Source organism: Streptomyces sp. NPDC021096, from assembly GCF_040641275.1.
In the GTDB taxonomy this organism is placed as follows: Bacteria; Actinomycetota; Actinomycetes; order Streptomycetales; family Streptomycetaceae; genus Streptomyces.
Map to the genome: position 1 here is coordinate 42,064 of NZ_JBFADG010000021.1, position 13,741 is coordinate 55,804.

11 protein-coding genes and 1 tRNA gene are annotated in these 13,741 nt (G+C 72.1%); 9 read left to right on the forward strand and 3 right to left on the reverse strand.

Features of this window, described 5'->3' with window-relative positions; translation table 11 throughout:
• Positions 1–192 precede the first annotated feature (192 nt).
• The 4 genes from AB0G59_RS22945 to AB0G59_RS22960 all read left to right on the forward strand — a co-directional run bounded on the left by AB0G59_RS22945 (position 193) and on the right by AB0G59_RS22960 (position 3,933).
• A tRNA-Pro gene (locus tag AB0G59_RS22945) sits at positions 193–269 on the forward strand.
• A gap of 112 nt (positions 270–381) precedes the next feature.
• Positions 382–981 (forward strand): 2'-5' RNA ligase family protein, encoded by a 600-nt coding sequence (locus AB0G59_RS22950; RefSeq protein ID WP_360914528.1) that lies wholly within the window; start codon positions 382–384, stop codon positions 979–981.
• A gap of 60 nt (positions 982–1,041) precedes the next feature.
• Positions 1,042–1,398, forward strand: a complete 357-nt coding sequence (locus AB0G59_RS22955) for a VOC family protein (RefSeq protein WP_360914531.1) — start codon at positions 1,042–1,044, stop codon at positions 1,396–1,398.
• Between the two features lie 147 nt (positions 1,399–1,545).
• Positions 1,546–3,933: an excinuclease ABC subunit UvrA gene (locus AB0G59_RS22960; protein WP_360914534.1), complete on the forward strand. Its 2,388-nt coding sequence runs from the start codon at positions 1,546–1,548 to the stop codon at positions 3,931–3,933.
• Here AB0G59_RS22960 and AB0G59_RS22965 read toward each other — a convergent pair.
• Complete coding sequence (locus AB0G59_RS22965; RefSeq protein ID WP_360914638.1) at positions 3,918–5,312, reverse strand: condensation domain-containing protein; 1,395 nt, start codon at positions 5,310–5,312, stop codon at positions 3,918–3,920. The two genes, AB0G59_RS22960 and AB0G59_RS22965, sit on opposite strands and share 16 nt — an antisense overlap.
• Positions 5,313–5,350: 38 nt before the next feature.
• A complete protein-coding gene (locus AB0G59_RS22970) occupies positions 5,351–6,697 on the reverse strand; it encodes a condensation domain-containing protein (protein WP_360914537.1) in 1,347 nt (448 codons plus the stop codon).
• Positions 6,698–6,980: 283 nt separating this feature from the next.
• Between AB0G59_RS22970 and AB0G59_RS22975 the strand changes: the two genes are divergently transcribed.
• From AB0G59_RS22975 to AB0G59_RS22985, 3 genes are read left to right on the forward strand one after another with little or no spacing between them, the layout of a single operon-like run.
• Positions 6,981–7,820: a methyltransferase domain-containing protein gene (locus tag AB0G59_RS22975; protein WP_360914540.1), complete on the forward strand. Its 840-nt coding sequence runs from the start codon at positions 6,981–6,983 to the stop codon at positions 7,818–7,820.
• A gap of 23 nt (positions 7,821–7,843) precedes the next feature.
• Positions 7,844–8,113 (forward strand): phosphopantetheine-binding protein, encoded by a 270-nt coding sequence (locus AB0G59_RS22980; protein WP_360914543.1) that lies wholly within the window; start codon positions 7,844–7,846, stop codon positions 8,111–8,113.
• A complete protein-coding gene (locus tag AB0G59_RS22985) occupies positions 8,113–9,342 on the forward strand; it encodes a beta-ketoacyl-[acyl-carrier-protein] synthase family protein (protein ID WP_360914546.1) in 1,230 nt (409 codons plus the stop codon). The genes AB0G59_RS22980 and AB0G59_RS22985 overlap by 1 nt, the downstream gene beginning before the upstream one ends.
• A gap of 4 nt (positions 9,343–9,346) precedes the next feature.
• Here AB0G59_RS22985 and AB0G59_RS22990 read toward each other — a convergent pair whose 3' ends face one another.
• Entirely contained in the window at positions 9,347–11,758 is a 2,412-nt protein-coding gene (locus AB0G59_RS22990; protein WP_360914549.1) for a helix-turn-helix domain-containing protein, read from the reverse strand.
• Between the two features lie 163 nt (positions 11,759–11,921).
• Between AB0G59_RS22990 and AB0G59_RS22995 the strand changes: the two genes are divergently transcribed.
• Together AB0G59_RS22995 and AB0G59_RS23000 are read left to right on the forward strand one after the other, a co-directional pair.
• Positions 11,922–12,992: a BTAD domain-containing putative transcriptional regulator gene (locus tag AB0G59_RS22995; RefSeq protein WP_360914552.1), complete on the forward strand. Its 1,071-nt coding sequence runs from the start codon at positions 11,922–11,924 to the stop codon at positions 12,990–12,992.
• Positions 12,989–13,711: a DUF6585 family protein gene (locus AB0G59_RS23000; RefSeq protein WP_360914555.1), complete on the forward strand. Its 723-nt coding sequence runs from the start codon at positions 12,989–12,991 to the stop codon at positions 13,709–13,711. The genes AB0G59_RS22995 and AB0G59_RS23000 overlap by 4 nt, the downstream gene beginning before the upstream one ends.
• Positions 13,712–13,741 lie beyond the last annotated feature (30 nt).

Below are 13,741 nucleotides of genomic sequence, written 5' to 3' on the forward strand. Positions count from 1 at the left end.
CATCCGAACGGGGCACGGGGGTGTGGCGTCGACGCTCGACGCGGCGTCGGAGCGTCGTCACCGTGCGTAGCGGCGGGGTGGTGCCCCGCACCTGGCTCCACGGGGCGCAAAGCCGTGCGCGACCACCTCGCGAAGTGCGGTATTGTTCTCATGCGCGGTCGGCGAGGGCGAGAGCCCGGGCCGGACAAGCACCGGGACGTGGCGCAGTTTGGTAGCGCACTTGACTGGGGGTCAAGGGGTCGTGGGTTCAAATCCCGCCGTCCCGACCAGCGATTTTCGCAGGTCGGAGGCCGTTTCCTCGTAAGAGGGAGCGGCCTTTTCTGATATTCCGTCGGCTTCCGCCGCCCTGCGTCGGCGGCTGCCCTGCCGGACCATGGCGGTGTGGACGGGAACCCGGTTTTCGGTGGGGCCGGGCCGGTGGGTGTGCTCGAGGTGGCGCCTACGGCGCGGACGGCGGTGGCGTGGTTGCCGCCGCGGGAGCTGTGGCCGGCGATTCAGGACATCCGCTGGGAGCACGATCCTCAGGTGCGGCGGTGGCCGCCGCATGTGAATCTGCTGTTCGGGTTCGTGCCGGAGGAGGAGTTCGCGCGGGCCGTGCCGCTGCTCGCCGCCGGGGCGGCGGAGAGTCCGGTGTTCGCGGTGCGGCTGGCCGGCGTGAAGTATTTCCGGCACCGGGACTACGCGACGGTGTGGCTCGATCCGGCCGCGGCGGGGGCGGCGCCCTGGGACCGGCTCCATCAGGCGCTGGGGTCGTGGTTCCCCCTCTGCCGCGGGCGCGGCGGGCGCTTCGCCCCGCATCTCTCCCTCGGGCGCACACGGGAAACGCGGCGTCTGGCCGCTGAGTGCGCCGCCCGGCTCGGCGCGCTGCCGGCCGTGGTCGAGGAGGTGGTCCTGCTCTCCCGGCGCGGCGAGGGGCCCATGCGGCCCCGGGTCGTGATCGCGCTGGGCACGGGTGAGGTCCGCCGGCTGCCGGAGTGCTGAGTCGCACATAGCGTGTATATCGGACGATTTCGATCCGGTTGAACGACTTCAGGAGTGATCATGACCGGCTCTTCCACCCAGGGGATCAAGACCGTGCTGCACCCCGTCTCCGACCTGGCGGCCGCCAAGAAGGTGTATGCCGCCCTGCTCGGCGTGCCGCCGCTGGCCGACGACTCCTACTACGTCGGCTTCGAGGCCGGGGGCCAGCACATCGGGCTGGTGCCGGGCGGTGGACCGCAGGGCATGACCTCGCCGGTGGCCTACTGGCACGTACCGGACATCGAGGCGAAGCTGGCCGAGGTGACCGCCGCGGGGGCCACCGTGAAGGAGCCCGCGCACGACGTCGGCGGCGGCCGCATGGTGGCCACCGTCACCGACCCCGACGGCAACGTCCTCGGGCTGCTCCAGGACCGGTGAGTCGCTGTCTCTCCGCTTCCGTGTGCGTGCAACTGACCGTCTCGTACGGCTCGGTGGGCACACGCGTACCCTCGGAGCCGTTCAGATCGAGCCAGGCGACCACGGCGGAAACCGCGAAGGCGGCCCCGTCTGACGGATGGAGACACGATGAGCACGGCGAAGAGGACGGGCGCACAGCCGTCCGCGCAGCACGATGCCGACAGCCACGATCTGATTCGGGTGTACGGCGCGCGTGTGAACAACCTCAAGGACGTCAGCGTCGAGATCCCCAAGCGCCGGCTGACGGTGTTCACCGGCGTCTCCGGCTCGGGCAAGAGCTCGCTGGTGTTCGACACCATCGCCGCGGAGTCGCAGCGGCTGATCAACGAGACGTACAGCGCCTTCGTCCAGGGCTTCATGCCGACGCTGGCGCGGCCCGAGGTCGACGTCCTCGAGGGGTTGACGACCGCGATCATCGTCGACCAGCAGCGGATGGGCGCCGACCCCCGCTCCACCGTCGGCACCGCCACCGACGCCAACGCGATGCTGCGCATCCTCTTCAGCCGGCTCGGGAAGCCGCACATCGGCCCGCCCAGCGCGTACTCCTTCAACACCGCCTCGGTCCGGGCGAGCGGGGCGATCACGGTCGAGCGCGGCGCCAAGAAGGCGGTGAAGGCGACCTACTCCCGCACCGGCGGCATGTGTACGCGCTGCGAAGGCCGCGGCACGGTCTCCGACATCGACCTCACCCAGCTCTACGACGACTCCAAGTCGCTCGGCGAGGGCGCGCTCACGATCCCCGGCTACAGCATGGACGGCTGGTACGGCCGCATCTTCATCGGCTGCGGCTTCTTCGACCCGGACAAGCCGATCCGGAAGTACACGAAGAAGGAACTGCACGACCTCCTCCACAAGGAGCCGACCAAGATCAAGGTCGATGGCATCAACCTGACGTACGAGGGGCTGATCCCGAAGATCCAGAAGTCGATGCTGGCCAAGGACATCGACGCGCTGCAGCCGCACGTCCGCGCGTTCGTGGAGCGGGCGATGACGTTCACCACCTGCCCCGAGTGCGACGGCACCCGGCTCAGCGAGGGGGCCCGTTCGTCGAAGATCAAGAAGATCAGCATCGCCGACGCCTGCGCGATGGAGATCCGCGACCTGGCCGAGTGGGTCCGCGCTCTGAAGGAGCCGTCGGTGGCGCCGCTGCTCACCGCCCTGCAGGGGACCCTCGACTCGTTCGTGGAGATCGGTCTCGGCTATCTCTCGCTCGACCGGCCGTCGGGCACGCTGTCGGGCGGTGAGGCGCAGCGCGTCAAGATGATCCGCCACCTCGGCTCCTCGCTCACCGACGTCACGTACGTCTTCGACGAGCCCACCACGGGCCTGCACCCCCATGACATCAGCCGGATGAACGACCTGCTGCTCCGGCTGCGGGACAAGGGCAACACGGTGCTCGTCGTGGAGCACAAGCCGCAGGCGATCGCGATCGCCGACCATGTCGTCGACCTCGGGCCCGGCGCCGGTACGGGAGGCGGCACCGTCTGCTTCGAGGGCAGCGTGGAGGGGCTGCGGGCCGGCGACACCGTCACCGGCCGCCATCTCGGCGACCGGACCGCCCTCAAGGAGACGGTGCGCGAGCCCGCCGGGACGCTGCGGATCCGTGGCGCGTCGACGCACAACCTGCAGGGCGTCGACGTCGACATCCCGCTCGGGGTGCTGGTCGTCGTCACCGGCGTCGCCGGCTCCGGCAAGAGCTCGCTCGTGCACGGGTCGATCCCCTCCGACGAAGGGGTGGTGTCGGTCGACCAGGGTGCGATCCGCGGCTCCAGGCGCAGCAACCCGGCGACGTACACCGGGCTGCTCGACCCGATCCGCAAGGCCTTCGCGAAGGCCAATGGCGTGAAGCCGGCTCTGTTCAGCGCCAACTCCGAGGGCGCCTGCCCCACGTGCAACGGTGCGGGCGTCGTCTTCACCGACCTGGCGATGATGGCCGGTGTCGCCATCACCTGCGAGGACTGCGAGGGCAAGCGGTTCCAGGCGTCGGTCCTCGAATACCTCCTCGGCGGTCGTGACATCAGCGAGGTGCTGGCGATGTCGGTGACCGAGGCCGAGGAGTTCTTCGCCGACGGCGAGGCGCGCATCCCGGCCGCGCACAAGATCCTCACCCGGCTCGCCGACGTCGGTCTCGGCTACCTCAGCCTCGGCCAGCCGCTCACCACGCTCTCCGGCGGCGAGCGGCAGCGCCTGAAGCTCGCGACCCACATGGCCGGGAAGGGCGGCGTCTACGTCCTCGACGAGCCGACCACCGGCCTGCACCTCGCCGACGTCGAGCAGCTGTTGGGCCTGCTCGACCAGCTCGTCGACTCCGGCAAGTCGGTCATCGTCGTCGAGCACCACCCGGCGGTCATGGCGCACGCCGACTGGATCATCGACCTGGGCCCCGGCGCCGGCCACGACGGCGGCAGGATCGTCTTCGAGGGCGCACCCGCCGACCTCGTCGCCGCCCGTTCCACCCTCACCGGCGAGCACCTCGCGGACTACGTCGGCGGCTGACCGGGGTCCCGGCCGGCACCGGGCCCACCTGATGCGGTGAGCATGATCTCCCTGACCCGGTCGAGGTACTTCGGCACGCCCGCCGCGGCCTGTGGGGTGTCGGGCATGCTCACCACCAGGTCGGCCCGGTCGGGGAACCAGTTGAACCACATCGACACGCCGCTGGCGTTGTCGGGGCCGGTCAGGAGCCTGGTGTCCGCACGGAGGTAGTCGGCGGATCCCGGCGCGGTCCGGCCGTCCAGGTAGGACGCCATCGGAGGGATGGCGGGGACGTCGCCTTCCGTGAGGAGGAGTTCCAGCGCCCGGTGCACCGGCACGTCGTATCCCGCGCGGGCCTGCTGGAAGCCCTGTTGGGCGGCGGCGATCGCGCCGGCGAGAGTGGGGGAGGAGGGAAGGCGGAACAGCAAGGGCACGAGGTTGACCAGCCAGCCGTGCGTGTGGAGCAGCCGGGGGTAGGCCCTGGTCGACACGGCGGTGAGCACGCGGTAGACGTCGTTGCCGGTGAACTCCCACTGGGCGAGGGCCAGCGCGGCGAAGGCGCCCGCACCGAATCCGCCGCCGTGCCGGCCGCAGTAGGCGCGGAACGCGCGTGCCTGGGCGCCGGTGAGCACGGGGTAGTGGAGCCGTGTGCCGGGCAGCAGTTCGCCGGTGTCGTTGCCCAGCTCGACGGGGAAGTGGGGGAAGCCGCCGTCCCCCACGGCCAGGAACTCCGACCAGGCGGCGAGCTCCGGCGCGTCCGCCGTCAGCGCCGCGGAGCGCTCCCGCTCGCGGCGGTTGCAGTCCAGGTAGCCGTGTGCCGGTGCCAGGTCGACCGGGGCGCCGGCGAGGGCCGCGTCGTACCGGGTGCGGAGCTCGTCGAACAGCAGCGCGAGGGAGTGTCCGTCGGTGTAGGCGTGGTCGATCGCGAAGTACACCGTGGACGTCGTGTCCCGGCGGACCACTCCGGCCAGCAGACCCGGCCAACTCGTCGTCGCGGTTTGCTCGTCGAGCCGTCGGTGCAGGTAGGCGCGCAGGTCGCCCGTGCTCGTGAAGTCGCCCACGTGCGACGGGCGCACCGTGACGGAGCCGGGTGGCAGGCGGAACCCGGCCAGGTCGTCGCCCTCCGGCTCGTACCAGGTGTGGAACGCCTCGTGCCGACGCACGAGCCCTTGCCACGCGGCGGCGAGCGCGTCGGTATCGGCCCGGCCCGGCAGGTCGAACACCATGGCCACCCACGGCGACTGCCGCCGCCCGGCGGCGCGGTGGGCGGCCGCCGACTGCATGTGCGACCGCTGGAAGTACGACGCGGGCACGTCGTGCGGTACGGGCGCCCGGTCGGTGGTCGGCTCGAACTCGATCACCTCACCCGGATCGGGCCGCCAGTCGAGGATCTGGGTCATACGCACGGTGGGGTCTCCTCCTTCATGGGGGTGGCCGGCTAGGCGGGCATCGGCACGGCTTCGGCCGCCCGGTGGCCGCCGGCGACCCGGGCGGCGGCGTGCGCGGCGGCCAGCACGAAGCGCCCGACGCTCTCGCGCGCCACGGCCGTATCGGGGAAGCGGGTCGACAGGTGCACACCGTGCTCGCCCCTGGTCAGCCACACGTACACCTCGGCCTGGCCGTGGATCCGGCTGCGCAGCATCATGTCTTCCGGCTGGGGCGGGGTGCCCGCCGCCCGGCGTACGTCGAGGTAGGACACGACGAACCGGGGGCGGATCTCCCTGCGCAGCATCCGGCTGATGTGCGGCAGCGAACTGCCCGGCCCCGGTCTGTGCCGGCGCAGTTCGGCGGCGGCGAGGGCGACGGTGTCCTCGAAGGCCGACCCGGGAGCCGTCGGGATCCGCACCGGGTGCAGCCCGACGAACCAGCCCGGCGATGCCTGCCACCGGTCGGGCCGGGTGTTGGCCAGGCTCACCACGGACAGGTGCCGTTCACCCGCGACCTCCTCCGCGGCGAGCGCGAGGCAGGTGAGCAGCCCCGCGGCGGTGGTGCCTCCGCCCGCGCGTGACGCGGCGGCGAACCTGGCGGTCGCCGGCCCGTCGAGGAGGCGGCGGTAGGCGCTGCCCTGCGTGAGCGGCGCCTCGGAGGCGCCGAGTGGCAGGGGGAAGGCGGGCGTCCTGCCACGGTCGTCGCCGAGCAGGGTCCGCCAGCGGTCCGCGTGCTCGGGCCCCATCGGCAGCCGGTCGACCAGGCGCCGTTCCGCGGCCCCGAAGTCCAGGAAGGTCGGCCTGGGCGCGCCCTCGGCGCGGCCCGCCAGGGCGCCGCGGATCTGCCCCGGGATCATGGCGAGGGTATAGCCGTCCACGATGCCGTGATCCGCCCCCACGAACACCGTCACCCCGCCCGCGCCCTCGACCGTCGCGAAGACCACCTGCGGCCAGCCCAGCGGTCCGGCGCCGCGGTCGAAGAAGGCCTCGATCTGCCGCCGCGCCGAGGTGCCGTCGGCGAAGACGCCGATCTCCTCCCGCCGCAGCGTGACCGCGCTCGCGGGGAGCGTGCGGCGCACACAGCCCTCGCGGGTCGGCACCAGCCTGCTCCGCAGGTGCTCGTGCCGGCGCAGCCAGGACGAGAAGGCGGCACCCATCCGGTCCCGGCCGACCCGGCCCACGCCGAACGACACCCCGACCCACGCCGGATCCACATGCCGCAGGCCTCGCGCGGCCGCGGCACGCACATGGTGCTCGTGGACGAGCGCGGGCGCCCGCGGGTCGTCCGCCCAGGAAGTGGCCGGGGCGGACGGTGTCCAGAACACCAGCCGGCCGGCGGGAACCGTGCAGTCACCCAATTCTATGAATTCCAATTTATTGCCGACCCAACACAGTGCGGCGCCGGCCGCGAACCATCATCACGATGCTCTCCTTATGACGCCTCGATGCAGCTTGCCGAAGCTATCGGGCCGCGATGAAACAAAGATGAAACGGAGACGTGTTCGCTGGTCAGGCGGACCGGGGCGGCACCATGGAAAACCAATCCTCTTGTTGCCCCCCGAACGCGCTGGTAGCGTCCGCTCCCGTCATCGATTCCGCACTGCGCCGATTCATCGACCGTATTCGACGGAGGGTCAATTCATGAACGCGCGAGCAGACACCAAATCCCCCCGGGCCGTGGGCGGCTCACCACCGTCCACGGACTATGTCGCGCTGCGTCTCGACCGGGAATACGCCGAGTTGAACCGTACGCTGCTCGACCTGGTCCCGGTCGGCTCCGGGCCGGCCGTCCTCGACCTGGGGTGCGGCGACGGTGCCGTCAGCGAGCAACTGCTGCGGCGCGACCCGGCCATGTCCCTGGTCGGCGCCGACCCCGACGCCGCCCTGCTGGATGCGGCACGGGCCCGGCTGGGCGACCGGGCCCGATTCGTCGAGGGCGACGCGGCCTCCGTCTCCCGGCTGTTCCCGCCGGGCGTCTTCGACACCGTCGTGCTGGCCAACTGCATTCATCTCGTCCCGGACCTCGGCGAGGCCCTCGACGCGATCGGGCAGGTCCTCACCGGCGGCGGACGCCTGGTGTTCAACTCTGCCTTCTACTCGGGTGCGGAGAGCTCGGCCGACCTGCCGCTGTACGCCGAGCTGGTCGGCACGGCCCGCCGCGTCGCCCGGACGCGCGGGCTCCCCCTGACCCGGTCGGTCGCCGGCCGGCCCTCGGGGCTGCGCAGGAGCGCCGAGGACTACCGGGCCGCCCTCGACGCGGGCGGTTTCACCGACGTGGTCGCCACCGAGCGGGCGTTCACCCTCGGCCCGCGCTTTCTCGCCGCATTGTGCTCGACCCCGATGTTCGCCACCGCCGCGCTGCCCGGAATCGACCGGTACACCGCGGGCGAACTGCTCACCGAGACGCTGGAACAGCAATACGAGCGCGCCCCGTTCACGATCACGCGACGCTGCGTGTACTTCTCCGCCGTACGGCCGTGAAAACCCCACGAAAGGAATTCATCATGACCGAGGTGTTCAACGTCGTCACCCAGGCCATCATCGGAATCCGGCCGGACCTGGGCGAATCTCCGAAGGCGATAACCCGCGACGCGGCCCTGTTCTACGCCGCCGACCCCGGCCAGCCGGTGCTGGGCCTCGACTCCATGGAGGCGCTGGAGCTGATATCCACGCTGGAGAAGGAATTCAAGGTCGAGCTGGCGGACACCGACATCAGGATCTCCGACCTCCGCACGGTCGGGGACGTGGTCGACGCGATGGCGGGGGCATTGTGATGTTCGAGGCCCCGCGCAACCGGGTGCTGGTGACCGGCATCGGCGTCGAGTCGTGTGCCGGTCCCACACCGGACGAGTTGTGGGACGCCCTGTCCGCGGGGCGTCCCGCGATCTCGGCACTGGAACTCGAACAACCGCTGCCGTGCAAGGTCGGCGGCGTGGTCAAGGGATTCGACCCCCGCGAGCACATGTCCGCCCAGCAGATCCGCCGCACCTCACGCTTCCAGCAACTGCTGTTCGCCGCGGCGATGAAGGCACGGGCGGACGCGGGGCTGACCACGCCACCGGGGGCGCTGTACGTCGGCACCGGCGGCGGCGGGCTCGACGAAGCCGCACGCCTCGTGACCACCCTGCGCCAGAGCGGCTGGTCGCAGATGAACCGGCTCGGCCTGCTCCGGCTGCTGCCCAACCAGGCCGCAGGCCTCGTCGCCCAGGAACTGGACATCACCGGCCCGGTGCTCACCATCTCCACCGCCTGCGCCTCCTCGACGGACGCCATCGGAGCCGGAATGCGCGCGGTGCGCGACGGCACCGCCGACGTGGTCCTCGTCGGCGGCGTGGAGAGCTGGCTGGACCTGCCGTGCCTGGCGTCGTTCTGCCTGCTGGACGCGCTCTCCCAGCGACCCGCCGAGCAGGCGGCGGTCGCCTCCCGGCCGTTCGACCGCGATCGTGACGGCATGGTGCCGGCCGAAGGCGCCGCCGTGCTCGTGCTGGAGTCCGAACGATCCGCGCTGCGCCGTGGCGCGACCGTGCACGGCGAGGTGCTCGGCGCCGCGTCCACCTGCGACGCCCACCACGCCCTGGCTCCCCGGCCGGACGGCGCGGTGGCGGCCAGGACGATCGAGCTGGCCTGTGCCGACGCCGGCCTCGACACCGCCGCCGTGGACCTGGTCAGCGCGCACGGAACGTCGACACCGCTCAACGACCGGGCGGAGACCGCGGCCATCAAGCGCGCGTTCGGCTCCCACGCCCGGCACGTGGCGATCACGGCGCCCAAATCGGTCATCGGCCACGCCTGCGGCGCGTGCGGGGTGCTGGAGAGCGTCGGCGTGCTGCTCGCCATCCGCGAGAAGTACGTGCCGCCCACCGCGAATCTGGACCACCCGGACCCGGACTGCGATCTGGACTACACCCCGGTCGTGGGCCGGTCCGCCCCGATCAACGTCGCCGTCAAGCAGAACTTCGGATTCGGGGGTCAGAACTCGGCGGTCGTGTTCGGTGCCGCGTGATCACCTACGCCTCTCCGGCTGCCGGGGGGCGTGGCGCGCGGTAGGTGCGGGCGAGATGGTCCTGGAGGCGGGCGTGGCGGAACTGGTAGACCGCGCCCGCCTGGCGCAGGACGCCCCGCTCGTAGGCGTCCTCGAGGAAGCCGACGACGGACCAGGGCAGCCGGCCGGTCAGCGGCAGCCAGATCCGGGAGAAGACTACCCACTGGCCCCAGGCCGTCAGGCTGAGGGAGTAGCCGAGTACGCCGCAGAGCCCGCTGATGAGGCCGAGCTTGAGCGAGGACGCGGTGTTCCAGGCGATCGGGCCCAGGAGGGCCGGCAGGATGCGCACCGCCACCCCGGCCCCGACACCGACCAGGAGCCCGAAGGTGGGAGCCCACACGAGCAGTTGAGCCGTGACCGTCCGGCAGTTGGTGCGCAGCAGGCTGGCCGGACTGATGGCGGACCGGATGTCGAGGGGCGTTTGCAGCAGGCCCAGCAGGCCGAAGGTGGGACCGGCCGCCAGGCCGAACGGGAGTCCGTAGATCATGCCGTCGTAGAGGCCGGCGCGCAGGGTCATCGCAGGCCCGACGCCGAAGACGATGCCGTCGTGGATGCCGCGGATGAAGCCGTAGCCGAAGCCGAAGACGAGCCCGGCCAGCAATCCGATCACCAGTTGGGAGGCGGCCCTCCGCGCGGCCTTCCCGTCCCTGCCGGACATCTTCATGCGCACGCCCGACGGCGCCACCGCCGTGTTCCTGGCCGCGACCATGAACCAGTGCAGGATCCCGAACATGAACCCGCCGATGGTTCCCACGACCAGCCCGTCCGGGAGCTGGAACTCCAGGGTGTCGAAGAGGGTGCCGACGACGCAGTCGACGAGCCCGATGACCAGGCAGATCACCAGCGCGGTCACCAGCGTGCGGGTGGAGCGGCGCAGCCCTGAACCCAGGCGCCACCACTCCAGGTTGGGGGTGTCGAGCCGGTCCAGGTGGTGGGCGAGGTAGCCGAGCCAGTACCGGGCGCGTTCCGGGTCGACGTCGCGGCGCGCACCGCCGCCCGGGCGGTGTTCCGGCCGGGGGCGGTAGACGGCGGCGACGAAATTGTCGAGGAGGTGCTCCTCCAGCTCCGCGGGGCTGCCGAACCGTCCGGTGTCCAGGAGCGAGACCGGGTCGTGGCCGGGGGTGTCGCTGTAGACGGCTCGGGCGAGCGTCACCATCAGCGGGGTGGTGAGCACCGCGGCGAGGTCGGCGCCGGCCCGGCTGCGCGGTCTCTCGCGCAGTTCGCTCAGCACGGGGTCCCAGGCGGTTCTCGCGGGGTCCCCGCCGTGGGCCTTGCGCGTGGTGCGCGGCAGGTAGTCGGCCAGGTCGCCGAGGGTGAGATCGGTCAGGTTCACCGCCGCGGCGGACGTGAGCACATCGGTCTCCGCCACCGCGGCGGCGTACTCGGACGGCCGGCTCGTCAGCACCAGCGGCAGGGTGGTGGCGTTCAGCGCCTCCAGCGCCGGCCGGCGCAGACCGCCGGCGATCTCGTCGAAGCCGTCCAGCACGGGCAGCACCCGGCCGCTCTCGACCAGTGCGGCGGCCAGGCTCGCCCCGGCGGGCCCCGACGCGGCGAGACCGGGGTGATCGCGCGTCAACTGCCGCGTCAGCCAGTCCCGGAACGTGAGGGCGGTGGGATCCCACGAGCCGATGCTGAAGATCACCGGTACGGCGTCGGTGCGGGCCCTCGACTTCAGGTGGTCCAGGACGAACCGCACGGCGAGGACCGTCTTGCCGGAGCCGGGCCGGCCCAGCACCACCAGCCGCCCGGACGGTATCCGCCGGTAGACGCCCACGATCTCGTCCAGCCGCCCGCTCAGGTCCAGCGGACCGTCCCCGACCCCGGCGGGCAGACAGCGGATGTTGGCCCAGTGGTCGGTCAGCTCCTCGGGAGCCGGCTGCCAGCGCACCGGCAGCGGGTAGGGGTCGTGGACCTGCCGGTGCTCCTCCTCGCGCTGCCAGCGGGCGGCCACCGCCTGCGCGAGCTGCTCGCCGACGTCGGCCAGGGCCTCCTGGAACGCCGAGCCCGGCTGCCCGGTGACGGGCCGGGCGTGGGCGGTCGACGCGTCCGGCGGGTTCGCGCGCCCGGTGGGGAGGTCCGGCCGGTTCCCGGATCCCGGGGAACCGTCCGGCTGCCGGTGCCCGCTCGGGTCGTCCGGCTGATTTCCGTTCCCGGTCCGGCTGATGGCGGCGGCCAACAGCTCCTCGCGGTCCTCCGGCGCCAGCCCGAGCGCGTCGGCCAGCAGCCGCACCGTGGTCACCCGGGGGTCGGCGCGCTCGCCGGTCTCCAGCCCGCGGATGGTGCGCACGCCCACTCCGGCGCGCTCCGCCAGGGTCTCCTGAGTCATTCCCGCGTCGCGCCGCAGCCGCCGTAACAGCGCGCTGAACTCACTGGCCACAGGTCACGGCCTTCCCCCTCGATATGTAGTTTCCCCAGGTGAGGGACTCTAGCGCGGCCACCGGCCGCATACGGCCGGTCCCTTGGCCTGTCCGATTCCCGGCCCCGGGGCCAGCGTCGACGGCGTCGCCGCAGGAAGCGGCACAGAGCCTCGGGGAGCCACGATGCCGATCACCGCAACCACCGGCCAGCCCACCGTCACCACGCTCAGGCACCAGGAGCGCGAGGTGCTCTACGCGGTCGGCTGCGGCCTGAGGGACGACGAGATCGCCGCCGCCCTCGCCATCCCCGAGGACGCCGTGGCCGGATACCTCGCACGGATCCTCGCCGAACTCGGGCTGCGCGACCGGGCCGCCGCCATCGTCCACGCCTTCGACTGCGGTCTGGTCGCCCCCGGCCGCGGCCCCCGCAGGCGGGCGGCGAGCCCGGTGCCACCGACCGCCACCCGTCGGGTGCCCGGACCGCGGCTGCGGATATCGCTGCTCGGACCGCTGCGGGCCTGGCGCGACGGACAGCCCCTGGACCTCGGGCATCTGCGCCAGCAAGCCGTACTGGCCGCGCTGGCACTGTGCCAGGGCCGGACGGTCAGTCAGCAGGAACTGCTCGACGGGGTGTGGGGGGAGGAGCCGCCCAGCACGAAGGTGGTGCCGGTGTACATCTACCGGCTGCGCAAGATCCTGCATGTGGTGGGCGGCCCGGACTCGGTGATCGGGCGCGACCGGTGCGGCTACCGGCTGCTCCCCGGGGCGGTCGCCGTGGACGTGGCGCGCGTGGAGGAACTGGTCTCCGCGGCCGGTACGGCCGAGCGGGCGGGCGAGCTGACCGAGGCGGTCCGCGCCTGCTCCCAGGCGCTGGACCTGTTCCGCGGCGAGCCCCTGGCCGGCCTGCCCGGCCCGTTGGCCGAGCTGGAGCGGCTGCGGCTGACCGAGCGCAGGATCGTCCTGGTGCAGCGCAAGCTCGACTGGCAGCTGCGGCTGGGCCAGCACTCCGAAGCGATCGCCGAGTTGTCGGCCCTGGCCGGGGCGCAGCCCCTGAACGAACCGGTGGCCGCGATGCTCATGCGCGCCCTGTACCTCGGCGGCCGACAGGTCGACGCCCTGACCGTGTTCGATCGCACCCGCCGCCGTCTGACCGAGGAGCTGGGGGTCTATCCGGGCCCGATGCTGCGACGGACGCACCAGATGATCCTGCGCGGGGACGAAGCCCGCCTCGGCCTCACCGGAACCGCACAGTGACGGGACCGACGCGGCGTACGCGCGGCGAGGAGCTGCTGCTGGCGAGGATCTCGGCAGCGGCCGGCCGCGAGCGCCTGGGCAAGCGGCGTGCCACCTACGCGGGGTACGCGCACACGGCACCTGCGAAGGACCCGCAGGCCCGGGGGATGCGGAGTCTGCTGGACTTCGTCCGGTACGGCAGGTCGTCCGGGGCGAACGCGCGCGACGAGGCGCGACTCGACCTGTACGTGCACGGATTGACGGTGGCCGTGAAGGGGCGGATCCATGTCGTCCGCTACGACGCCACCTCCGTGTTCCGGACGGGCTTCCCCGACCGGCACGACGCGGCCGGCGCCGGCACCACCTGCACGCTCACCGACGTCGACGGGGAGCGGGTCGTGCTGCGCGCCCGGCCGGAGCGGGGCGACGCGGCGGAATGGCGCTCCGCGATCCAGCGGGGCGTCATCAGCGCCCAACTGCCCCGTGCCCTCTTCGCGCTTGACGAGGGCGAACGTCTGACCTTCGGCGATATCTGGCTGACCAGGGAGGAGATCGGGTACGCAGAGGTCTGTGCGCCGTGGCCGCAGGTCCGCGGCATCCGGGTCCGGAAGGGAGTCGTCGAGCTCGACGCCGACGGGACGTGGCACCGGTTGGGCCCCACGGCCTCCGGGATTCCCAACCTCTTCATCCTGCGCGCGCTCGTCGAGCTGTTTCATCGCGATGTCAACGGCCGTGCCTAACGTCGTAGCGGTTCACGGCAGTTGTGTGCC